We start from the raw sequence: 22,877 nt of genomic DNA, 5'->3' as shown, positions 1-22,877 counted from the left end.
CGCCCTTAGCAGCCTAGGCCTGTCGGCCCCCCGCGCCTCAGGCGCGGATCGCCTCGGCGGCCACCGTGCGTGCGGCGCGCAGCGCGGGCCAGAGGCCGCCCAGCAGGCCCATGCCGCAGCCGAAGAGCAGGGCGGTGCCGATGATCGTCGGCGTGGGCACGAAGCGGAAGATCATCTCGCTCCAGCCGGAGAAGTCCATCAGTGGCAGCTCGGCGAGGCTGAGCAACAAGGCCCCGCCCACGCCGAGCGCCCCGCCGACCAGCGCCAGCACCGTCGACTCGAGCAGAAAGGAGAGCAGCACCGCGCTGCGGCTGAAGCCGAGGGCGCGCAGCGTGCCGATCTCGCGCCGTCGCTGGGCCACGGCGGCGTGCATGGTGATCGTGGCGCCGATCATCGCGCCGAGCGCAAAGAAGAGCGCGATCACCACGCCGAGCCCGCCGATGAACGCGGCCGTGCCCTCGGACTGCTTGGCGTAGTAATCGGCCTCGCGGAGCGCCTCGAGCTGCAGGCGCTGGTCGCTCTCCACCGCGGCCTTGAAGCCAGCGAATTGGCTGGGCGACGTGAGCCGTACGCGGGCGAGCGAGAAGGTCGCCTCGCGTCCAAAGGCGTCGCGCACGACGTCGAGGTCGCCCCAGATCTCCGACTCGAAGGAGGCGCCGCCCGCGGCGAAGACGCCGACCACCTGGACGGGGCGATTCTTCTTCAGCTCGAAGCGCTGGCCGAGCTGCAGCCCCTTGAAGCGTCCGACCAGGCGCTGGCCGATCGCCACCTCGGCGGTGCCCGGCCGTGGCGGGCGACCGGCGACGATCCGCCAGGCGCGGTGGAAGTGCAGCGCCGCCGCTGGCACCCCGCGCAGCCGCACATTGGCGACGTAGGGTCCGCCGGGCTTCTCGAGCAGGATCACCAGCATCACCTCGCCATGCGCGACGGGGCCGTCGCCGCCCGCCGCGACGCCCGGCGCGGAGAGCAGCAGCCCCAGATGCTGCTGGTCGAAGTAGCTCGCCAGCTCGCCGTCGCTGCCCTTGCGCAGCACCACGACGCTGTCATCGCTGCCACCGGCGCGAAAGGTGCGCTCGATGCCCTGCACCAGCATCAGCGCCGCCGCCAGCACGAAGACGACGAGGGCGAGGCCGAGCACCGTGAAGGCGCTGGTGGCGCGGCGCGCGCGCAGCGAGCGCAGGTTGTAGATCAGCGGCACCATCAGCCGACCCTCCGCAGCGCGTCGACGACCCGCAGCCGCAGCGCGCGATAGGCGGGGATCGCCGCGGCCAAGGCGCCGAGCAGGAGCCCGAGGATCAGGGCCTGGAGCGTCGTCTGCCAGGGCACGCGGAAGTGCGGGAACAGGCCCCCCATGTTCTCCTCGACGAAGCGGCCCAGCCCCTGGTCGATCAGCGGGAATGCCAGCAGCACGCCGAGCCCCGCGCCCAGCAGGCCGGTGGCCATTCCTTCGCCGAGGATCAGCAGCGCGAGCTGGCGCGGTGTGAAGCCGACCGCGCGCAGCATGCCGAACTCCTTGGTGCGCTCACGAACGCCCATCGCGATCGTATTGCCGAGGATCAGCGCCATGATCAGGATGATCACCAGCGAGACCAGGTCGATCGCGCCGAGCACGGCGCCGAACATGCCGAGGAAGGAGTTATTCATCTCGCGCTCGCTCATCGTCGCGGTCTGCTGCTCTTCGCTCTCGAACATCCGATCGATCTGCTGGCTCAGCGCGGCGCTGCGCCCCGGGTCGCTGACGCGACAGACGATCCAGCCCAGCTGGTCGCGCTGCGCCGCCAAGAGGCCGGACCAGTCGTTGAGGTAGTCCCAGCGAAAGATGAAGCTCGAGCGATCGACGGCCTTGCGCGTGGCCTGATAGATGCCGCGCACGTTGAACTGCCAGCTGCCGGGGAAGATCGTGCCGCGCAGCGTGACGCGGTCACCGACCTTCCAGCCGAAGCGCGCCGCCAGTGCGTCGCCGACGACCGCCGCCTGGCGGTCCTGGCGAAAGGCCGCGAGCTGCTCCGGCGGCAGCGCCATGTCGTCGTAGACCTCGAAGAAGCTGTCGCGGTCGACGGCGATCGTCGCGAAGAACTCCTTGTCGCGGACCGGATGCTTGCCGCCGAACCAGCTCGCGAAGGTCGCCTGCTCGACGCCCGGCAGGGCGCGCACGCGGTCGATGTAGCGGCGCGGCAGGGTCATCAGGAAGGTGACCTTATGCCGCGTGGCGATGCGGTCCTGCGCCGAGTGCTCGGCAGCAGAGAGCCAGCTCCCGACGATCGTGCGCAGCGCCGTGAAGGTGATCACCGCGACCGCGACACCGAGCAGCGTCAAGAGCGTGCGGCCGCGCTGATGACGCAGGTTGCGCAGCGCCAGCAAGACCCACTTCACGTCAGCGCCCCCTTGTCGAGCCGCCGCAGCACCGTCGCGCGCTCGGCGGCGAGCGGGTCGTGGGTCACCATCAGCACCGTCTTGCCGAGCTCCTGGTTGAGGCGCTGCAGCAGCTCGAGCACCTCATCGGCGCTCTGCCGATCGAGCTCGCCGGTCGGCTCGTCGGCGACGATGATCCGCGGGTCGTTGACGATGGCGCGCGCCACGCTGACGCGCTGTTCCTGGCCCCCGGAGAGCTGACGCGGGAAGTGATCGGCGCGGTCGGCGAGCCCCACCAGGCGCAGCGCGGTCTGCGCCCGCTCGCGACGCTCCGCGGCCCGCAGCTTGGTCAAGAGCAGCGGCAGCTCGACGTTTTGCGCCGCGGTCAAGACCGGCAGCAGGTTGAAGGACTGGAAGACAAACCCGATGTTTCCGGCGCGCCAGCGTGCCAGCGCACCGTCGCTGAGCTGGTCGAGGCGCGTGCCGGCGACCTCGATCTCCCCGGCGCTCGGCTGGTCGAGCCCCGCCAGCAGGTTGAGCAGGGTGGTCTTGCCCGAGCCCGACGGGCCCATCAGCGCCTCGAAGGCCCCGTCCGCCACCTGAAGGTCGAGCGCTTGCAGCACGTGGAGCGGCTCCTTGCCGCGCCAGTAGGTCTTGCTCACGCCGCGCAGGCGAATGATCGGCGCGGTCGCTGCCGCGCCGCCGCCAACCTCCGTGGTCGCTGCCACCGGGGCCCCAGCTTCGATGCTCACGTGCTCTGCTCCTTGATCCGCTGGCCGTCGGCGAGACCGGCGGGCGGGTTGCTGACCAGTCGCGTGCCGGAAGGCGGCCCGGCCAGCAGCTCGAAGCCGCCGCCAAAGGCCGGGCCGAGCTGCACCGGTTGCAGGCGCACGCGGTCGCCGTCGACGACGAAGACCAACGCCGCAGGGCCGCGGCGCACCACCGCGGCGGCGGGGACGATCACCTTGGGCGGCGCCTGCACGCTCGCGGCGTCGAGCGCCGCGCCGCGCAGGAAGGCGACGCGCGCGGCCATCTCGGGCCGCAGCTCGCTGACGGGGTCGACGAAGCGCACCTTGACCGTGGCGGTCGCCTTGGCGCGGTTGAGGCGCGGGCTGACGCGGACGACCTCGCCGCGCTCGCGCCGCTGCGGGAACGCGTCGAGCACGATCTCGCAGGGCGCTCCCGCGCGCACCTGCTGCAGGCGCGCCTCGGGCACGTCGACCTCGACCTCGAGCGTGCCGAGGTCCGCGAGCTCGAGAATGGGGGTGCTTGGTCCGACCCACTCGCCCAGCTCGGCGGGCTTGCTGACCACGGTGCCGCTGATCGGCGCGGCGATGGTCATGTAGTCGAGCTCGACGCGCTGCGCCTCGGCCTGCGCCCGGCTGGCGCTGACGTCGGCTCGGGCCGCGTCGACCTCGGCCCCGAGCGACGCGACGCGCGCGGCCAAATCCTCGACCTCGGCGGCGGGTGTCGCCCCCCGCTGCTGCAACGCGCGCTGTCGCCGGAGCTTCAAGGCCGCCTCGGCCAGCGTGGCCTCGGCCGCACGCACCCGCGCCTGCGCCGTCGCCACCCGCGCCCGCGCCGTCGCCAGCGCACTGCGGCGGTCGGCGTCCTCCAGCCGCACCAGGGGCTGACCGGCGCGGACGAGGTCGCCCTCCTTGACGGTGACCTGCGCGAGGCGGCCCTCGATCTGCGGCGTCAGCCGCGAGGCGCGCTGGGGCACGACGTAGCCGGTGGCCGTCAGCTCGACCCGCGCCTCGGCGGGCGACATCGTCAGCACCTCGGTCACGCTGACCGCGGTCCGGAACACCCGTCCGCTGAGGGCGGGCCATACGAAGGTCCTGGCGCCGAGCGCTGCACCGGCCAGGAGCGCGAGCAGCAGCAAGCGCCCGGGCCAGCGGCGCGGAGGCGCCTCCTCGGCCGAGCGGTCGATGCGTAGCGAGGCGAGGTCGCGGGATAGCTCTTCGGACATCGTGGTGGCCGCCGACGCTCTTGGTCGTTCTGTCGCTTCAGCCCTTGCCGATTCGGCCCGGGAGCATAGACCAGCCAGCGTCCCAGAGCGACCCCCTCCCGACGGCGGGCACGCGCCCCCTGCTGGGACCCGGCCCCCCGGGGAGACTGGCGGCACGCTGCGCTTGACGTCGGCGCGCCGGGCGCAGCAAACTGCGCTGCTGAGGCCTGCGCCCTGACCCGAGGACCACCATGAACGCCTGGTTTGCGGCCCTTCCGACGATCGAAAAGGTCTTCCTGCTCTTCGCCATCGCCGGTGGGGCGCTCTTCGCGGTGCGCCTGGTGCTGGCCTTCGTCACGGGCGGTGGCCTCAGCGACGGCGACGGCGCCGACCTCGATCACGCCGATCTGGCGGGCGAGGGCGAGGCCGCCCACGCTCACGACGGCACCGCGGATCTCGCGTTCAAGCTGCTCTCGTTTCAGGGGATGACGGCCTTCTTCATGATGTTCGGGCTGGTTGGCCTGGCGCTCAGTCGGGCCCACGCCATACCGGCGGTCGGGGCCGTCGGCGGGGGCCTCGCCGCGGGCTTGCTCGCGGTCTGGTTGATCGGCGCCTTGTTCGCGCTCTTCAACCGCCTGCAGTCGAGCGGGACGTTGAAGCTGCACAACGCGATCGGCGCCGAAGGTACGGTCTACCTGGACATCCCGGCGGGCGGCACCGGCAAGGTCCAGGTCGCCGTGCAGGGCCGGCTGCTGGTCCTCGAGGCCGCCAGCCACGCGGGCGACCCCGTGCCGACGGCGACCCGGGTGCGCGTCGTCGCGCTCAGCGGCGCCAGCGTCTTGGTGATCGAGCGCCTCGCCCCGCTCGCCGGGGCTGAGGCCTCCGCCGCAGGCCGCAGCCTTTGACCGAGAGCGCAAAGCACCTCAGCGAGACCGCGCAGCAGCTGCTGCAAGGAGGCCCGATGCCCCTCACCCTCTGGACCTTGGCGATCGCCGCGTTGTCGGTGCTCGTCGTCTTCTTCATGTTGTTCCTGGCCAGCCGCTACAAGCGCTGTCCTTCGGATAAGGTGCTGGTGGTCTTCGGCAAGGTCGGCGTCGGGCAGTCGGCGCGCTGCATCCACGGCGGTGGCACGCTCGTGCTGCCGCTGATCCAGGACTACCGCTTCCTCTCGCTCACGCCGATGACCATTGGCATCCCGCTGCAGAACGCGCTCTCGCTGCAGAACATCCGCATCAACGTGCCGAGCACCTTCACCGTCGGCGTCAGCACCGATCCGACGATCACGCAGAACGCGGCCGAGCGGCTGCTCAACCTGCAGCCGCGCGAGATCGAGGGCATGGCGCGCGAGATCATCTTTGGCCAGCTGCGCCTGACGGTCGCCTCGCTGACGATCGAGCAGATCAATCAGGATCGCGAGTCCTTCCTGGCGTCGATTCGCAAGAACGTCGAGCCCGAGCTCAATAAGATTGGGCTCTACCTGATCAACGTCAACATCACCGACATCACCGACGAGTCGACCTATATCGAGTCGATCGGCCGCAAGGCAGCGTCGGAGGCGATCAACAAGGCCAAGGTCGACGTCGCCGAGCAGGACAAGCTCGGCGCGGTCGGTGAGTCGGGGGCGGTGCGCGAGCGCGAGATCCGCGTCGCCGAGAACGTGGCCCAGTCGGAGAAGGGCAAGAAGGCCGCCGAGGCCGACCGCCGCATCTACGTGCAACAGCAGGAGACGGAGGCCGCCGTCGGTGAGGCCGCGGCGGTGCGCGAGCGGCACATCAAGGTGGCAGAGAACGAGGCGACGGCCGATAAGGGTCGCAAGCGCGCCGACGCCGATCGCCGCGTCTACGTCGCCGGCCAAGAGGCCGACGCGGTGCGCGGCGAGAACGAGGCTCAAGCGCATATCGCCGGCTACAACGCCGAGCTGGAGGTGCGCCAGGCGGAGGCGATGCAGCGCGGGCAGGTGGCCGAGCGGCAGGCGATCGCCGAGGTGCAGAAGGCGCAGTACCTCGCCGAGCAGGAGCGCCTCAACGCCGAGCAGATCGTCCGCCAGGAGATCGACCGGCGCAAGGTGGAGATCGCCGCCGAGGCCGAGGCCGAGAAGACGCGGCGCGAGGCGCGCGGTCAGGCCGATGCGACGCTGATGCAGTACGAGGCCGAGGCGCGCGGGTTGCGGCAGGTGCTCGAGTCCAAGGCCGAGGGCTATCGCGCGCTGGTGTTGAGCTGCGCGGGCGATGCGCGCGCGGCGGCGACCTTGCTGATGATCGAGAAGCTCGAGAACATCGTGGCGCGTCAGGTCGAGGCGATCAAGAACCTCAAGATCGACAAGGTGACGGTCTGGGATAGCGGCAGCGGCGAGGGCGGTTCGTCCTCGACGGCTGGCTTCGTCTCCAGCTTGATCAAGAGCCTGCCGCCGCTGCACGAGGTGGCGGCGATGGCCGGGGTCGAGCTGCCCAGCTACCTCGGCCACATCAAGGAAGGCGCCAGGGCCGGCGCCGCGGGTCATCCGGGGGCCGGCGGCAGCCCCAGCGCGGCGCCAGCGGCGCTCTAGCCGGGCGCGCGACCGCGCTGGCCGACCGCGCTGCCCGTGACGAGGCCGGTACGGGCCGCTACGACTTGGGACCCTTCTCTTCGCGTTGACGCTGGGAGTGGTCGAGCGTGCGCTTGCGCAGCCGAATGGCCTGCGGCGTGACCTCGACCAGCTCGTCCTCGGCGATCAGCTCGAGCGCCTCCTCGAGGGTGAAGCGCAGGTGCGGGGTCAGTCGGTAGTTCTCGTCATGGCCGGTCGAGCGGACGTTGGTCAGCTGCTTCTTGCGGCCCGGGTTGACCACCAGATCGTTGTTGCGGCTGTGCAGGCCGACGATCTGGCCGCCATAGACGGGCTCCTGCGGGCCGATACAGAGGCGCCCGCGCTCCTGCAGCCCGTTGAGCCCGTAGGTCACCGTCTCGCAGGCCTGCTGGACGATCATCACGCCGTTCTCGCGCCGCCGCAGCGCCCCCGCCCAGGCGCCGTAGCGCGCGAACGAGTGGTAGAGCACGCCCTCGCCGCGCGTATCGGTGAGGAACTCGCTGCGGTAGCCGATCAGCCCGCGGCTCGGCACCTCGAACTCGAGGGGTCGCCGTGCCGCCGAGGTCGACCTCGTGGCGCATCAGCGTCGCGAAGCGCCGGCTGAGCTTGTCGATCACCGTGCCGGAGAAGGCCTGCGGCACCGACACCACCGCTAGCTCGTAGGGCTCTTCGCCGTCGCGAATGACCACCTGGGGTTGGCCGACGGTCATCTCGTAACCCTCGCGCCGCATCTTCTCGATCAGCACGCTGAGGTGCAGGGTGCCGCGCCCGTAGATCTTCCAGGCCTCGGTCCCCTGGGTCGAGCCGTCGCGGAGCGCCTCGAGGCGCAGACCGACGTTATGCTCGAGCTCCTTATCGAGTCGCTCGCGGAGCTGGCGTCCGGTGACGTACTTGCCCTCGCGTCCGGCGAAGGGCGAGCTGTTGATGCCGAAGAGCATCGAGATCGTCGGCTCGTCGATCGGGATCAGCGGCATCGGCGCCGGGTGTTCGGCCGCGCAGATGGTCTCGCCAATCGTGACGCCCTCGATGCCGGCGAGCGCCACAATTTCCCCGGCGATGGCCTCCTCGAGTTCGACGCGCTCCAGCCCACGAAAGCCCATCAGCTTGGTCACGCGGAAGAGATCCTGCGCCCCGCTCCGCCGGCAGCAGACGGCCTGCATGCCGCGGCGCAGCCGCCCGGCCTGCACGCGGCCGATCGCGATGCGGCCGACGTACTCCGAGTAGTCGAGGGTCGAGACCTGGAGCTGGCAGGGCGCGGTCAGGCTCATCGCCGCCGGCTCGACGTGGTCGATGATCGCCTGGAAGAGCGGGCTCATGTCGCTGCCCGGCGCGTCGTCCTGCAGCGAGGCCCAGCCGGCCTTGGCCGAGGCATAGACCGTCGGGAAGTCGAGCTGGCGGTCGCTCGCGCCCAGCGCGCTGAAGAGGTCGAAGATCATGTCGAGCACCTCGTTGGCGCGTGCTCGGGGACGGTCCATCTTGTTGATCACGACCAGCGGCCGGTACCCGTGCTCTAGCGCCTTGCGCAGCACGTAGCGGGTCTGCGGCATCGGGCCCTCGACGGCGTCGACGACCAACAGCACCGAGTCGACCATCCGCAGCATCCGCTCGACCTCGCCGCCGAAGTCCTGATGTCCCGGCGTGTCGACGATCTGCACGCGGTGGCCCTGCCACTCGACGGCGGTGCACTTGGCCACGATCGTGATCCCGCGCTCGCGCTCCTGCGGATCGGAGTCCATCACGCGTTCGACGACGGGGCCGCGCTCGCTAAGGGTGCCCGACTGTCGCAGCAGGCAGTCGAGCAGTGTGGTCTTGCCGTGATCGACGTGGGCGATGATGGCAACGGTACGGCAGGGAAGATGCTCGTTCATGGGGCGCCATCCCTACGCGCGAACGACCAGGTCGTCAAGCGCTCTTCTTCGCGCGGGGGCTCGCGCGGCGTGCTAGCGTCACCGGGCCGAGGATCGCGCCCCCCGGATGATCGACAGCCATTGCCACCTGACCGATCCGCGCTTCGCCGCCGACCGCGACGCCGCGCTGGCGCGCGCGCGCCAGGCAGGACTGAGCGCCTGCGTGACGATCGGCACGGGCTGCGCCGACGCCCGCGCCGCGCGCGCGCTCGCCCGCGCCGCGCCGGACCTGATCTACTGCAGCGCCGGGCTCGACCCCTTTTCCGCCCATGCGCTCGGCGGCCAGTTCGCGGCCGGATTGGCGGAGCTTGGCGCCCTGCTCGCCGAAGGTGGCTTCGTCGCGCTCGGCGAGGTCGGGCTCGACTTTCACTACGATTTGGCGCCGCGGCGGGTCCAGGCGGAGCAGCTCGCGGCGCAGCTCGGGCTGGCCGAGGCGCTCGGGTTGCCCGTCGTCATTCACGTCAGGGAGGCTCACGCCGCGATGGCTGGCGCGCTGGAGGCCTTCCCGCGGGTCAGCGGCGTGATCCATAGCTTCACCGGGGGACCGGCCGAGGTCGAGCGCTACCTGGCCCTCGGCTGGTCGATCGCCTTCAACGGCATCGTCACCTTCCCCAAGGCTGAGGCGCTGCGGGCGGCCGCCTGCCTCGTGCCGGCCGAACGCCTCTTGGTCGAGACCGACAGCCCCTATCTGGCCCCCGTGCCGCGGCGCGGCCAACGCTGCGAGCCGGCGGACCTCGTCCAGGTGCTGGCGCGCCTGGCGCAGCTCCGCGCGGTCCCGCTCGAGGCGCTGGCGACGACGACCGCTGCCAACGCCCGGCGCTTGTTCCGGCTGCCGCCGCCGCCGGCCGTCGCCGGGTCGCCCGGCCCCGTCATCGGACTCGGCCTCGGCTGAGGCGCCGATCAGCGAGTGGCCACTGGCCCTCGCTCGGCGCGCGTACTATGGTGCGCCGCGATTTTCGAAGACCCTCTTCGAAGATCCTTTTCGACGGCCCCTTTCGAAGACCAACGGCAACTGGGGCGAGAACACCTGGCGCAGGATGAAACACCTGGCGCAGGATAACGAGGAGTGAGGGCAATGGCGACCGTGGAACTGACGGCAGAGAACTTCGAGGCAACGCTGGCCAGCAAGGACATCACCCTGATCGACTTCTGGGCCGGATGGTGCGGGCCCTGCCGCTCCTTCGCCCCGATCTTCGAGGCGGCGTCGGAGAAGTATCCCCACATCACCTTCGCCAAGGTCGACACTGAGGCGCAGCAGGAGCTCGCCGGCGAGTTCGAGATTCGCTCGATCCCGACCCTGGCGGTCTTTCGTGAGCAGATTCTCCTCTTCATGCAGGCTGGCGCCGTGCCGGCGGCGGCGCTCGATGATCTGATCAAGCAGATCGAGGGCGTCGACATGAAGGAGGTGCGGGCCGAGGTGGCCAAGCACGAGCAGGGCCATGAGCATGAGTGCGGCTGCGGCGCCAAGCACTAGCCGCCGGCTGCGCGCGCCTCAGGCGAGGGCGCTCTCGCGCCCCGAATCGATCGTGAACAAGCAGCTCGAGCGCGTCGCCGCGACCATCCGCGCGGCGAAGGCCAGGTCGAGATCGTGCGGCATGCCGAACACGTCCATATCCGATTGAGGCGCGCGCGCGAGCCCTTCCTCCAGCGTGCCGAGGAAGACCAGCGTGCGGGCCGCCGCCGGGATCCTGCAGACGTCGCGCAGCTCTTCGACGTAGGCCTCGACGCGGACGCGATCGCCCTCGGCCGCAACGACGGAGATCAGGTTCAGCTCGGCCCGCCAGGCGCGGGCGAGGCGGTAGGCGAGCAAGATCCCCAGGTGCATGTTGCCCTTGGCCAGCGCCGCTTCGATCGTGTCACCGGCGTCCGGGGCCCGCAGCCAAACATTGACGACCGTCTCGCGCCCCAGCCCTGCGCGCGGGTGCATGCCGAGCAGCGCGACGCCGACCTTCAGCCGCTTCGCCTCGCGGACGACGCGTTCGCTCTGCGTGCGCCGCTCGGCCTCCTCGGGGAGGTTGAGCAGGAGCACGTTCGGCCGGAAGAAGGCGCTCTTCAGCGCCTGCAGTCCGGTGATGATCCCCGTCACGTAGTCGGTCGAGTCGATCACGCTCCAGGTCGAGAAGACGCCGCGTTGGCGTAGGGCGCGGCCGAGGCCCTCGACCCGCGGCGTGAGGTCGGCGAGGGTCGTCAGATCGGCGATGCCGAGCAGCTTGGCGCTGCCGGCCGGCTTGGTCATGTGCACCACCAACGAGAACTCGCCGCGCACCTCGGCGCCATCGACGACCGGCACGAGGAAGCCCGGCTTCCACGCCCGGGCGGTTTCGATCCCCAGCTCCGTGCACTTCGAGGCCGCCCACTCGGCGAAGGCGACGAAGATGCCGCTGCGGACATCCTCGCGGCTGCCGGGGATGCGCCGCTGCATGATCCAGAAGTAGAGCGCGCCGACCATGCCCCAGGCGATCAAGGAGAAGGACGGGTTGACGATGAACATCGCGAAGAGGCAGCCCAAGGTGCCCAGCAGCGGCACCCAGACCGGCAGGCGCAAGGTGGGGCGAAAGCTGACCAGACCGAGGCTCGATTCGACCAGCATCACGACGTTGATCACCGCGTAGGCGATGAGGAAGAACATCGAGATCAGCGGCGCGATCACGTTGAGGTCGCGCAGCAGCAGCGCGGCGAGGACGATCCCCCCGGAGAGCAACATCGCGCGGCGCGGCTCCCCCTTGGCCGTGACCCGCGCCAGCCCGCCGCCGCCAGGGATCAAGCCGTCGCGCGCCAGCGCCAGCAGGATGCGCGGCGCGCCCACCAGCGAGGAGAGCGCGGAAGAGAAGGTGGCGCCGAGTAGGCCAGCGAGCACGGCGGGTCGGTAGAGCGACCGGTCGACCATGAAGGTGTAGTTAGCCGTGAGCTCCGCGGGCGTGCCGGCGCGCGAGGCCCAGACGGCCAGCACGACATAGACCAGCGCAGAGACGCTGATCGCGGTCAGCGTTCCGAGAGGGATGCTCCGGCGCGGGTTCTTCAGCTCGCCGCTCATGTTGGCGCCGGCCATGATCCCGGTCGCCGCGGGAAAGAAGACCGAGAAGACGACCCAGAAGCTCGTCCCCGAGAAGCCCTTCTCCGGCGAACCGCGGAAGCTGCCCCACCAGGTCGGCGCGAGGCTCGATCGCCAGACCTCGAGGTTTCCGAAGACCGCCACCAGGGAGACGACGATCACGACCATCACGACGTACTGCACCTTGAACGCCAGCCCGGCGCTCAGATACGCGATCGCGAAGACGACGCCGAAGGTGGCCAGGTCGACGAGCAACGCCGGATGAGTGGGGAAGATCGAGAGCCAGCCCTCGCGGAAGCCGAAGACATACATCGCCACCGCAAGGGCCTGGGAGAGGTAGAGCGGCACGCCGACGCTGCCGCCGATCTCGATCCCGAGCGATTTGGTGATGATGGCATAGGGACCCCCGGCGCCCAGGCGGGTGTTCGTGGCGATCGACGAGAGCGAGAGCCCGGTCGCGGCGGTGATGCCGAGGGCGAGCGCCATGATCAAGAGGCCACCGAGCAGCCCCGCGTTGCCGACCACCCAGGGCAGGCGCAGGTACATGATCACGCCGAGAATCGTCAGGACGGTCGGTGTAAACACCCCAGCGAAGGTGCCGTACTGCGTCGGCGCGGGTCGGCGCGGTGCTGCGGCTGAAACGGGTTCCGTTTCCATCGGTCGGCCTCCACGGTGGTTGCGAAGCGGCGCTGAGCCCCACAGATAGCATGGTCGCGGTCGATTCCTCGCCGCCTCTCTAGCAGGGCGGTCGCGCAACTGCTGGCCGGCGGTTGCCGATAAGGCCGGGCCACTCGCCGCCGCAGGTCGCGGTTGGCGCAGCCCCAGGAGTTCGCACGCCATGCTAGACCCACTCGTTCGTCGTGGCTCGCCCTTGAGCGGCACGCCTGCAGCCGCCTCACACGCCACAGCCAAAGCCGGTGGCTCTACGGGGCAGTCGTTTCGCGCGCTGATGCTCGCCGCCGAGGCGGGCGGCCGCTCAGCGGCCCCTGCCGCTGGCGCAGGAGGCCCGGCCGTTGCGCCGCCCGGCGATTCACCCTGGGCGGGGCTGGTGCGCGATGTCGACACGCGCCGACGCGAGCTCGATGGGATGATGCGACGTGCGCTGCGCGGTGAGGACCTCGGCGCGCGCGAGCTGCTGGTCTGGCAAGCCCAGGTCTACGCCTACAGCCAACAGGTCGAGCTGGTCAGTCGCGTCGCCGACCGCACCGTGCAGGGGGTCAAGCTGCTGCTCAACACTCAGCTGTAGTAGCGAAAGGCGTCCATTGCGTAAGGCGCCACCTGCGCGGCGGAGCGCGCGGCGATCGCTTGGCGCAGGGCGTGGGCCGCCTGCACCAGCTGATCCGCCGGCAGGGCGTCGCGCAGCGGCGAGACGAAGACGAGGTCGCGCGCTCCCAGGTCCATGCGCGCGATCATCGTGGCGGTAGCCTCGGCATGCGCGGTGACTGAGGTCGCGCCGCCGGCACCGGCGAGCACGATTACCCCGGTGCGCAGCGGGGCGCGGCGTTGGGCGGCGACGGCGCTGAGCAGGCCGTCGAGGTCCGGCGACTTGCCGAGCGCGGCACGTAGGGGCGCCAGTCCCGTCTCCAGCCCCAGATAGACCGCCCGAAGGCCAGCGCCGTGGAGCGCCTGCCAGTCGCTCGGATTGCGCGCCGGGGCGTGGTCCGGATCCCAGAACGCGGCGACGCCGCGGCGCCGCTCGCCGAGCTGGGCAGCGCAGGCGGCCAGCGCCGCGAGCAGTCGTGGCTGCGAGAGGCTGAGGGCGCTCGCCGAGCCGAGAAACACGCCGCTGCGCAGCGCGAGCAAGGGTCCGAGCAGCTCGCGGACGGCCTCGAGGTGCGCCGCGAAGGCCTGGGGCGTCTGCGGGCGAAAGCGCCGGGCACGATAGAACGCGCAGAAGGTGCAGCCCGCATTGGGGCAGCCGATCGCTGGCAGGGCGACGACATCCATCGTGCGATCGGGCGGGAGGATCTCCACGGGCTCGGGGTAGGTGGCCGTGAAGCGCTGCGCTTCGCGCGCGTGCTCTGCCGCCGACCAGCGCTCGGCGCGGGCGAGGCGGGCCAGCAGCTCGGCGCGGTCGGGTTGCGCGCCCGAGAGCCGCAGGGGCCCCTCGCCGTCGCTGATGCGGCGGTGGAGCGCGGCCGCGAGGCGGCGCGCCGCTTCGTGGCAGCCGGCGGGATCGCTGACCGGGCTGGGGGAGGGTCTGGGCTGGAGATAGGTCACGACCTCGCCGGCGAGCGTCCGGCGAAAGAGCTGACCGTGCGTGCGCAGCGAGCACCAGCGCCCTCGCGCGTCGAGGCGCAGGCCCGTCCCGCCGTCGAGCTCGACCGCCGCATCCGCCGGATCGATGCGCGCGTCGAGGGTAGCGACGGTCGACCTGGCGCCCATCAGCGCGCGCGGGGGCTTGTTCTGCCGCTGCTTGAACACGCGCCGCTCCCCTCCGCGGCGGGCCAGGCCGCCCGCTCTCGGCTGCCGCTCATACCATGGACCGAAGGCGGGCAGCAGCGCGGCCGGCGGCAGGCCCGGACGCGCCACGTCGCCGGGCCGCGGCCACGTCGGGTACTCATACGATGTCACAAAGAAGTCACTTCGTGCCGCCGGCACCTGTCACGCGCGCCGGGCAAGGTTCCGGACGCGATGGGAGCCGGTGTTCCCGAGGAGCTTGAGTCGATGCGATGTCTGAAGCGCGCCCCACGGCCTTCCCCCCACGAGCCCACGGGCCCGAGGGCGCTCGAGGCCACGACCCGCGCCGCTCTCAGTCTTCTGGTGCTGGGCCTCTTCGGTGGCAGCTTCGGCTGTGCCACCGGAGGCCTGGGGCAGCCCGCGGCCGCGCCCACGGCGGGCGGCTATTCGCTCTATGAGCTCTCGATGCCGCCGGACGACGGTCGACTGGCGGCCGAGCTGCACGCCAGTCGCCTGGCGGCGGCGGAGGCGCGCCGCCTCGGCCGTCCCTGTCCCGAGGCGCCGCAGCCCGCGCCCTTGGACGGCGCCGTGGCCGTCAACTGCTACCGCGGCCACGTACTCGATCCCCTGGCCGAGCCCGAGCCCCTGCGGGGAGCCTCAGCGTCGAGCAACGGCTATCGCACGCTGCGTCAGCGCGAGCTGACGGCCGAGCGGATGAGCGGCATCTCAGGCATGACGGGGCGCGTGGAGTTCCGCCGCGCCTGGTCGGCTTCCGACCTCGGCGGACTGGCCCGCTTTCAGTGAGGGCTGAGGCTCAGGAGGCGGGCTTGGGCGCTGGGGCCGGGCGCTCGACCAGGGCGTAGGTGAAGGAGAGCAAGAGGTTGTTCTACGAGGCCCAGCTCACCAGCTTGAAGGAGAGGTTGAGCTCGAGGTTGACGTTGGTCAGCTCGAGGGCGTTCCGCTGGTCGGTGGCGGCCTGGTTGTTGATCGCCGGGACCATCGCCTCGGCCAGCCCGCCGTAAATCACGCGACCCTCCGCCGTCGCGCCCTTGCCGATCAGCCCGACGGAGGGGCCCCCCTGGACGACGTGCTTCAGCGCCACGACCTCGATCTCGGGCGTCGCCGCATCGTCCGCGATCGCCAGCTGTCCGTCGGCGATCATTTGGCGCGCTTCGAAGCCGGCCTTGAGCTCGAGGGAGAGGTCCTTGCGATCCAGCGGCTTGCCGAAGGCTCCGACCGTCTCTTGGAGCGTGGTCGGCGTCAGGGCGTCCGTCAGTCGCAGCGTATCCGCCGTGCGGGATAGCGCGCCGGTGTAGGTCACCGGGGCGGCGCGCACGTCCTCGCCGGGGAAGAGCGCCGTGGTCAGCTTGAAGCGCGCGAAGGGGCCGAGCCAGGGCAGGCGGCGCGGGTGGTAGAGGTAGATGCTCTCGAGCAAGAGCTGGTCGTTGGTCTTGACGAACTGGTCGACGGCCGGCGTGCGCGTGAAGGTCTCGCCGAGGGTCAGGCCGTTACGCCACTCGTGCACATCGCGCGTCCAATCGAGCGCGCCATTGACCTTGAGGCCGACCGCGAACGAGGTACCGTCGATGCGACCGACGACATTACTGCTCTGCGAGAGCGCGACCGAGGAGCCGAGCGAGAGCTCGCCCTCCCAGCCGCTGGTGGTCAGCGCGGCAACGACCACCGGCGCGTTCGGTACGTAGCGCGGTTGAGGCTCCGCGGCGTTGGCGGCGCCGGCCCAAGCCGTGCCTGCCAGCAGGCCGAGCAGGGCGGCGCGCCTCGAGCGACCGCCCCGACCTCGAGGATGCCGGTGATTTCTTGGCGTCTCGCGGCCAACCTCCGCGCCGGTGTCGGCCTCGCCACGGTTCATGGCCCCGATTTGGTCAAAACTGCTCTGCATGACAGCCCTCCTCTCGTCGATTGATGCCGCACGCGCGGGTCGACCGCGTTGCGCCGGGCCCTGTGCCGCGTTATGCCGCGTTGTGCCGGGCCCTGTGCCGGGCCCTGGCCGCTCGGCTCGTCGGCCCTGGCGCGACGGTCAGCCGTGCGAGCGCCGATCTCTTAGCCGATCAAGCGCGCCGCTGTAAACTAAGTTATTGTTTTAATGTATCGTATATTGCGATATCCTTACTTGCTTATTGGTGAAGGTCGAATGCTGGATCACGAGCACGGGAGCCATTCGCTGGTAGGGCCTGCCGGCCAGGCGGCGGAGCGGCGCGTCCGCGCCGGACTGCGCGCGCTCCTGGCTGGCGGCGTGGTCGCGAGCGCGCTGCTGGCCGCAGCGTGTCACCTCGTCCTGCCCTACACGGCTTCGACCGTCGACGCCGCGCCGACGCGAGCGCAGGACGGTGCTTTGGCCAGCGACGCAGGCGTCATCGCGACGGCGGACGGCTGGGCCGTCGTCGACGCCGGTGGTGATGCCTCAGCGGGCGGCAGCGGCTGCCGTGTCGGTCTCGCCGCGCGCCCAATCGACGAGACGATGGTCGCCTGTCGGGTCAGCGGCGCCGCGCGCGAGGTCGATCAGTGCCACGCCGCGTCGCTCTGCAACGAGGGGCGCGGCTGGCAGCTCTGCGCGCCACTGGCGTACGCCCAGCGCTTCGCGGCGCGGCGGCCGCCGGTGATCGGGGCCTGGATCGGCGGCTGCATCTACGATCTCTCAGCGCGACCCTACGCCTTCCTGGTCCAGGGCGCCTGCCCCCATTGCGGCGACGCGGAGCTCGGCACGGCGGTCGCGCTGGCGCGCAACTGCCGCACCAACGGCAAGGACGACGACGCTAAGGACAGCAACACCAAGGCCTACCGGAGCGCGGCCAAGAGCGTCGGCTTCGTCAGCGGGGCCGCATGCGCCACGATGCTGCCGAGCCTCGCAGCCGGCCAGACGGAGGCCTACTGGCTGCCGGCAGCGGCCAGCGAGCCGCGCGGGGCCGCGTTCTGTTGCCTCCAGCCGGAGAAGCGATAGCGCGTCGCCGACCGCCGCGCGGGCGCGGGCGTCAGCGCTTCCGGGCTCGGGTCGCTGCAGCGAGCGAGTCGCCCCAGCGTCATTGGCTCCAGCGTCACAGGCTGTCCCAGAAATCGCACTCCGCCCGCTTCCAGGCGCTGATTGTCGTCGGCTCGAGGTCGAGTCGGAGCAGCTCGTCGCCGGCCGCGGTGAAGCGCGGCCACGCTGGCTGGTCACCCCCAGGCGCGCCGTCGCGCGCAAAGCGCGTCCAATACCCGGCCATTTGCTCGGCCAACGCGCGCTCGCCGGCCGTGAAGGTGCCATAGCCCTCCGGACGGTCGAAGAGGAAGAAGACCTCCGCCCCGTGATAGGCGCCGAGCGGGAGCGTCACGAGCCTCACGTCGTCGGGGGCGCGCATGAAGGCGTAGCCGTAGACTGTGGCGCCCGCGGCCACCAGCGCTCGGGCCGTTCGCCGCACGCCGCAGACGAACACCGCATCGCCCACCAGGGTGCTGATCGCGTCGCGCGGCGCCTGGAACGCCTCGGCGGGGTAGCGCGCCAGGACCGCCGCCGCGTTCTCGCTCCCCACGCGCCGCTCGACGACCTCCGTGTAGCTCGCCGCGTTGGCGCCCCAATAGCCCGCCAGGAGCGCGAAGATGGTGCCCTCGTCGCCGTTGCTGCCGACGATCGCTGTAAGCGCGCCGAGGTCCGCGGACCGAGCGGCGTCGGTGGGCGACGCGGGGAGCGCGCTGCCATCGACGACCGGCCCCCAGCGCCGTCCCGGCACCACCACGGTCGAAACCTCGGTGGGCAGCGCTTGCATCACCTGCGCGCCGGGACGTGCGCGCAGGCAGCCGAGGACGTCGCTCGCCGCGTCGCAGCCGAGCGCGGCCACCAGCGCATCGGCCTGCGCCCTTCCCGTCGCCAGGTCGTAGTCGCCGTCGCCGCCCGCGCCTGGGTGGATGCAAGCGCCGCTCTGGATGATGATCCGCTGAAAGAGGCCGCGGCTCGAGGGCATGAAGGTCTGGAGGCAGACGGCATCGCCGCCGGCAGAGGCGCCGAAGATCGTGATGCGTGTCGGGTCGCCGCCAAAGGCCGCGATGTTGTCGCGGACCCAGCGCAGCGCCGCCTGCTGGTCGAGCAGGCCCCAGTTGGCCCCGGGGGCGGGCAGGCTCGGGTGCGCGAGAAAGCCGAGTTGGCCGAGGCGATAGTTGAAGGAGACCACCACCGCGCCGCCCCGCTCGGCGAGGCGCTGGCCGTCGAGAAAGGGCGAAGCGCTGCCGCCGGAGAAGAAGCCGCCGCCGTGGATCCAGACCATGACGGGCGCGGGGAGCGCCGGCTGCGGGTTCGGCGCCCAGACGTTGAGCGTCAGGCAGTCCTCGCTGAAGGGCCCGGGAAGGCGATCGGACGGGAGGACGGTTTGCAGGCAGGAGGCGCCCAGGCGTCTGGCGTCCCGTGGCTCGGTCCACGGGGCGGGCGGCTCCGGCGGCGCCCAGCGGCGTTCACCGCTGGGTGGAGCGGCGAAGGGGATGCCGAGGAAGACCCGGCTGCCGCCGACCACGCTGCCCCGGAGCGGTCCGCTGCCCGTCAAGGCCATCGCGGTCGTCGCGCTGCGGTCGCCGCCCGCGTCGCGCGCCCTGTCCGCATCGGGGGGCGTCGCCGGCGCTGCGCTGCCCGAGCAGGCGGGTGCCAGCAGCAGCGTGAGCAGCGCGAGCGGCAGGGTCCGAGGCCCTCGCGCCCCTCGGGTCGCGGCCGAGCCGCCTCGGCCCCGTGATCTGCGGTCCAGGCGACGCAGCATCATTCCCCCCCGTCCCTCGATGTCGTATCGCTCGATGTCGTATCGCTCGATGTCGCTGGGCCGGCCCCGCGAGGCCACGATCCGCGCCGAGTCTGCGGCCGCGCCGGCGCCTGCGCAAGCTGCCGATCGGTCGACACCCGATGCACCCGCGGCCAAGGATCAATCAGGGATCAACGATTGCGTTGATTTTTCTCCGCGGGCAAAAGAAAGTACGCCGACGGGTGCTCGTGGACCCCTCTGCGCACGGGCAACGCCCTTTCGGCAGAAGGGCTGTCTCCAAGGGCGGGTGACGCCGGGCGACGCGCGGCGTCAACGTGCTCGCGCCGTCGCAGGGTGCCTTGATGGCAGGGTGCCTTGATGGGAATGCCGCCGAGCGCGCGGATGCAACGTAGGCGGATGCAACGGATGGGAGAGCCATGAGCAAAGGGAAATCGACAGCGGGCTGTCCGACGCAGGTGTTGCAAGGCGCCATGGCCTCCGAGCGCTCGATGCCCTCGCTGCCGCGGACCTGGCTCGCGGCCCTTGCGCTCCTTGCGCTCCTCGCGCTTGCCCTCGCCAGCGCGGGCTGCAGCGGCAGGGAGTGCACGAGCGGCACGATCGCGGTGGGCGACGAATGCCGCCCTGCCGAGGCGCAGGTGACCTGCGGGCCCGGCTTCAAGGTCGTCGGCATCGAGTGTCGTCCGGATGACGATTGGGTGAAGAACTACTGCGACGCGGCGACGACGACCTTCCAGGACGGCAAGTGCGTCGGCACCGGCGGCCCCGCCGGCCTCTGCGCGAATAAGTGCCCCGCCGCTGCCGGGTCGACGATCTGCGTGGCCGGTCGGGTGCTCGAGTTCACCAGCCTGCTGGCCAAGGGTGCCAAGGAGGCTACGCCGCTGAGCCCCGCGAGCGGGGTCGAGGTCGCGCTCTACGATCCGGTCCAGTTTCTTACCCAACCCGGCAGCCCGCCAATCGCCACCGCAGCGATCGACGACGAGAACGGCTGCTTCACGATTCCGCAGATTAATCTGCCCCTCGTGGCGCCGGTCTTCGCCGCTGGCGTGCGCGCGAAGGCTGGCGGTGCGGCGACCACGCTGATTCAGGCGGCCGTGGCCATCTTCGGTCGCGCCGACACCAACGTGACCACCGCCGAGGTGCTGGCCGTGAACCAGGCGACCACCGACGCCTGGGGCGTCAGCGATCTGCTGACCGCCGGCTCGATGGCCCTGTGGTATCGCTCGGAGAGCAGCGGCGCCGGCATCGAGGGCGTGGTCCCGACCCAGAGCGGCAACCTACCAGCGAGCTGGACCGGCCCCACGTGGTGAAGCCCGTCGTGCGCTACCTCAGCGCGGACGGAGGCGCCATCGACGCCGCTGCCACGGCGACGACGGGCTCCGGGATCGCCGTCGCCACCCCTCCAGGCCTCGGCAACTACGGCGGGATCAAGTCTGGCTGCACCTTCACCGACACGCTCACCGGCAGTGCACCGGGGGCGTTGTTCTTCGTGCCCTTTGCCGGGCAGGGCTGCTGAAGCAGGCGGAGGTTGCGAAGCATGCGACGATTGCTGCTGCTCTGCCTGCTCGCGGTCGCACCGGGGGCGGGCGGCTGCATCGAGCCCTTCCAGGGCACCTACGTTCACATGGACCTCGTCGGCATCCGCTCGCCCTGCGAGATGATGCGGATCCTCGCGCTGACGGCACCCGAGGGCTGGCAGGCTTGCCCCGCCGATGGCAGTCCGGCAGCCGGACGGCTCGTGCACCACTACGAGCTCTGGGGCACGATCGCGCGCACCTCGGTGGTCCAACTGACGCACTTCACCGTCCAGCCGGCCACGCTCTTCGACGAGCAGCTCGAGCTCGAGCGACAGGGCGCGCGCTTGCCCGACGCCAAGGTCTTTCGGATGGCGGGTCCCGGGGCCTTCGACGCCCTCCCGGAGAGCGAGCAGCTGCGGATCAAGGACCGGATCCAGCAGGCCAGCGCGGTCAACGTGATTACGAGCTACAGCGCTGAGCGCTTCGCGAGCGACGGTGTGACGCTGCTGCCCTCGCTCTACCTGGGCAACTTCCGCGAGCTCTCGCAGCCGCACGCGGGCACCTACTTCGGCCAGGTCCAGGGACCGCCCATCGGTGGCGGGGCCTCGATCGTCGGTGGCGCCGTCATTCGCTTCCCGGTGGCGCTCTATGATCTGGACGGCTTGACGCTGACCATCGAAGACGGGCCGGTCGAGCGCAAGCCGAGCGCGCCCTCGGGGCTGATCGTCGTCGCCGGCTCGGCCCAGGCGATCGCTCGCGGTCTGCTCAACGTAGCGGCAGCCAATGAACGACGGCCCGAGATTTCAGCGACCTTCGGAGTCTATGAGCGTCTCGACGAGGAGTCGTATTTCTGATGGGCACCCAATCGCCGGGCGCGGCTGAGCGGCAGAACTCGTGATGCACCTGCGCGCAACGAACCTATCCATCGCCATGCTTGCGGCTGTCTTGTTGAGCACGACCGCGGCCTCTGGCCAGTCGCGCGCGGTCGACGCCCACTTCTTCCGACCTGGCCTCTATACCGGCGCGATGTTCGGCGTGGACGTCGCGCAGTCCGCGCTGAAGTGGCGCCTCGGTACCCGCGTGCTGGCCGACTTCGAGAGCAAGCCGCTGCACCTGCGCTTTCCCCAGGCCGACTGCCCCGCGGGCGGGTGCCGGCGCGGGGTGCTGGATTGGGCGATGATCTCGCACCTGCAGGCACAGTTCGGCCTGACGCGCTGGTTGGAGCTGGGCCTCGATTTGCCGCTGATGCGTCATGGTATCGCCGGTGGCGCGAGCGGTGGTCTCGGCCTCCTGCGGGCCAGCGATCCGATCACCAATGTCCCGGCCTCGCGCGTCTCCCCGCTCGACGTGCGTCTGGGTCTGCGCGCTCGCCTGTGGCAAAGCGACACCCTCGCCCTCGCCATCGCGTTGCAGGGCAGCGTCCCCTTCGGCGATGAGGAGGTCTTTGCCGGCGAGGGCAAGGCCACGCTGGAGCCGCGGCTGCTCGCCACGGCTCGTCTGGACGGGTGGGTCGCCTCGCTCAATCTCGGCTATCACTGGCGGCCGGAGCGGCGGCTCGTCCTCTGGGACAATCCGGACGACGCCGAGGGGGCCGTGCCGCTGCTCGGCGTCGACGACGAGCTGAGCTATGGCGCCTCGCTCTTCTTCTTCCCCCACTGGCGCGTCGGCCTCGGCGTCGAGCTGCTGGGTGCGCTGCCCCTTTCCAGCGCCGCCTACAGCGTTCAGACGCGCAGCATCATCTACCCGCCGGCGACCGGTTGCCCCGCGGGTGCCGCGGCGGGGCTGCCCTGCGAGATCGTCACCAGCCGGCGGGCGGTGGCCCCGGGGACGATGGTCAGTGAGCTGCTCGGGGGGCTGTCGCTGCGGCCGAGCCGCAGCCTCAAGCTCGTGGTGGGCGCCGGCGCCGGCCTGACCGGGGCCGAGCGTCGCGCCGATCTCCGCGTGCTGGCGGGTCTGAGCTGGATCTCGGCGAGCAGTCAGGAGTACGACCGCGACCACGATGGCATTCCCGACGAGCGCGACCAATGTCCGTTGCAGGCAGAGGACGTCGATGGCGTCAGCGACGACGACGGCTGCCCCGACTTCGATAACGACGGCGACGGCGTCGGCGACGTGCGCGATCGTTGCGAGAACGAGGCCGAGGACATCGACGGCTTCCGCGACGACGATGGCTGTCCCGACCTCGATAATGACGGCGATCAGATTCCGGACCTTCTGGACCGTTGCCCCGACGAAGCCGAGGACCGCGATGGTGTGCTCGACCAGGACGGCTGTCCCGATCTGGATAACGACGACGACGGCGTGCCTGATGCGCGCGATCGTTGCCCCGACGAGGCAGAGACCAAGAACGGGTTTCAGGACGACGACGGCTGTCCCGACCTCGCGCCGCAGCTCTGAGGTCA

At 70.9% G+C, this 22,877-nt stretch carries 19 protein-coding genes and 1 pseudogene; 11 read left to right on the top strand and 9 right to left on the bottom strand.

Annotation, left to right across the window (positions count from 1 at the left end; translation table 11 throughout):
* Positions 1-37: 37 nt before the first annotated feature.
* The 4 genes from IPL40_11545 to IPL40_11530 are packed head-to-tail and all read right to left on the bottom strand — an operon-like array spanning position 38 to position 4,324.
* Positions 38-1,201, bottom strand: a complete 1,164-nt coding sequence (locus tag IPL40_11545; protein MBK8481795.1) for an ABC transporter permease — start codon at positions 1,199-1,201, stop codon at positions 38-40.
* Positions 1,201-2,373, bottom strand: coding sequence for an FtsX-like permease family protein (locus tag IPL40_11540; protein ID MBK8481794.1), 1,173 nt, complete (start codon positions 2,371-2,373; stop codon positions 1,201-1,203). Before IPL40_11540 ends, IPL40_11545 begins: the two co-directional genes overlap by 1 nt.
* The gene (locus IPL40_11535; GenBank protein ID MBK8481793.1) at positions 2,370-3,080 is read right to left on the bottom strand and encodes an ABC transporter ATP-binding protein; all 711 of its coding nucleotides are present in this window, start codon (positions 3,078-3,080) and stop codon (positions 2,370-2,372) included. The genes IPL40_11540 and IPL40_11535 overlap by 4 nt, the downstream gene beginning before the upstream one ends.
* 20 nt (positions 3,081-3,100) lie before the next feature.
* Positions 3,101-4,324: an efflux RND transporter periplasmic adaptor subunit gene (locus IPL40_11530; GenBank protein ID MBK8481792.1), complete on the bottom strand. Its 1,224-nt coding sequence runs from the start codon at positions 4,322-4,324 to the stop codon at positions 3,101-3,103.
* Between the two features lie 230 nt (positions 4,325-4,554).
* On the opposite strand from IPL40_11530, the gene IPL40_11525 reads away from it, so the two are divergent.
* Positions 4,555-5,208: a hypothetical protein gene (locus tag IPL40_11525; protein ID MBK8481791.1), complete on the top strand. Its 654-nt coding sequence runs from the start codon at positions 4,555-4,557 to the stop codon at positions 5,206-5,208.
* 56 nt (positions 5,209-5,264) lie between these two features.
* The gene (locus IPL40_11520; protein MBK8481790.1) at positions 5,265-6,848 is read left to right on the top strand and encodes a flotillin family protein; all 1,584 of its coding nucleotides are present in this window, start codon (positions 5,265-5,267) and stop codon (positions 6,846-6,848) included.
* Between the two features lie 58 nt (positions 6,849-6,906).
* Here IPL40_11520 and typA read toward each other — a convergent pair.
* Positions 6,907-8,734: pseudogene (gene typA, locus IPL40_11515) on the bottom strand (translational GTPase TypA).
* A 106-nt stretch (positions 8,735-8,840) separates the two neighbouring features.
* Here typA and IPL40_11510 point away from each other — a divergent pair.
* Positions 8,841-9,665 carry a TatD family hydrolase gene (locus IPL40_11510; GenBank protein ID MBK8481789.1) on the top strand — a complete coding sequence of 275 codons (825 nt, stop codon included), beginning with the start codon at positions 8,841-8,843 and terminating at the stop codon, positions 9,663-9,665.
* Between the two features lie 183 nt (positions 9,666-9,848).
* A complete protein-coding gene (trxA, locus tag IPL40_11505) occupies positions 9,849-10,247 on the top strand; it encodes a thioredoxin (protein MBK8481788.1) in 399 nt (132 codons plus the stop codon).
* 18 nt (positions 10,248-10,265) lie between these two features.
* Here trxA and IPL40_11500 read toward each other — a convergent pair whose 3' ends face one another.
* Positions 10,266-12,482 carry a sodium transporter gene (locus IPL40_11500; protein ID MBK8481787.1) on the bottom strand — a complete coding sequence of 739 codons (2,217 nt, stop codon included), beginning with the start codon at positions 12,480-12,482 and terminating at the stop codon, positions 10,266-10,268.
* Positions 12,483-12,663: 181 nt separating this feature from the next.
* Here IPL40_11500 and IPL40_11495 point away from each other — a divergent pair, with 181 nt between their 5' ends.
* Complete coding sequence (locus tag IPL40_11495; GenBank protein ID MBK8481786.1) at positions 12,664-13,071, top strand: hypothetical protein; 408 nt, start codon at positions 12,664-12,666, stop codon at positions 13,069-13,071.
* Here the strand turns inward: IPL40_11495 and IPL40_11490 are convergent.
* The gene (locus IPL40_11490) at positions 13,062-14,249 is read right to left on the bottom strand and encodes a hypothetical protein (GenBank protein MBK8481785.1); all 1,188 of its coding nucleotides are present in this window, start codon (positions 14,247-14,249) and stop codon (positions 13,062-13,064) included. The genes IPL40_11495 and IPL40_11490 overlap by 10 nt on opposite strands.
* Positions 14,250-14,492: 243 nt before the next feature.
* On the opposite strand from IPL40_11490, the gene IPL40_11485 reads away from it, so the two are divergent.
* Positions 14,493-15,029, top strand: coding sequence for a hypothetical protein (locus IPL40_11485; GenBank protein ID MBK8481784.1), 537 nt, complete (start codon positions 14,493-14,495; stop codon positions 15,027-15,029).
* 82 nt (positions 15,030-15,111) lie between these two features.
* On the opposite strand, the gene IPL40_11480 is transcribed toward IPL40_11485, so the two are convergent.
* Positions 15,112-16,125, bottom strand: a complete 1,014-nt coding sequence (locus IPL40_11480) for a hypothetical protein (GenBank protein ID MBK8481783.1) — start codon at positions 16,123-16,125, stop codon at positions 15,112-15,114.
* A gap of 252 nt (positions 16,126-16,377) precedes the next feature.
* On the opposite strand from IPL40_11480, the gene IPL40_11475 reads away from it, so the two are divergent.
* Positions 16,378-17,184 carry a hypothetical protein gene (locus tag IPL40_11475; GenBank protein MBK8481782.1) on the top strand — a complete coding sequence of 269 codons (807 nt, stop codon included), beginning with the start codon at positions 16,378-16,380 and terminating at the stop codon, positions 17,182-17,184.
* A 94-nt stretch (positions 17,185-17,278) separates the two neighbouring features.
* Here IPL40_11475 and IPL40_11470 read toward each other — a convergent pair whose 3' ends face one another.
* Positions 17,279-18,964, bottom strand: a complete 1,686-nt coding sequence (locus tag IPL40_11470) for a carboxylesterase family protein (GenBank protein ID MBK8481781.1) — start codon at positions 18,962-18,964, stop codon at positions 17,279-17,281.
* Between the two features lie 413 nt (positions 18,965-19,377).
* Between IPL40_11470 and IPL40_11465 the strand changes: the two genes are divergently transcribed.
* From IPL40_11465 to IPL40_11450, 4 genes are all read left to right on the top strand, one after another.
* Complete coding sequence (locus IPL40_11465; protein ID MBK8481780.1) at positions 19,378-20,268, top strand: hypothetical protein; 891 nt, start codon at positions 19,378-19,380, stop codon at positions 20,266-20,268.
* Complete coding sequence (locus tag IPL40_11460; protein ID MBK8481779.1) at positions 20,262-20,474, top strand: hypothetical protein; 213 nt, start codon at positions 20,262-20,264, stop codon at positions 20,472-20,474. The genes IPL40_11465 and IPL40_11460 overlap by 7 nt, the downstream gene beginning before the upstream one ends.
* A 21-nt stretch (positions 20,475-20,495) precedes the next feature.
* The gene (locus tag IPL40_11455) at positions 20,496-21,329 is read left to right on the top strand and encodes a hypothetical protein (protein MBK8481778.1); all 834 of its coding nucleotides are present in this window, start codon (positions 20,496-20,498) and stop codon (positions 21,327-21,329) included.
* 76 nt (positions 21,330-21,405) lie between these two features.
* Positions 21,406-22,872 (top strand): transporter, encoded by a 1,467-nt coding sequence (locus IPL40_11450; GenBank protein MBK8481777.1) that lies wholly within the window; start codon positions 21,406-21,408, stop codon positions 22,870-22,872.
* The last annotated feature ends 5 nt before the right edge of the window (positions 22,873-22,877 follow it).

The organism is Pseudomonadota bacterium (genome assembly GCA_016711215.1).
Lineage (GTDB): Bacteria > Myxococcota_A > Polyangia.
This window is presented reverse-complemented; position numbering and strand designations above follow the sequence as displayed.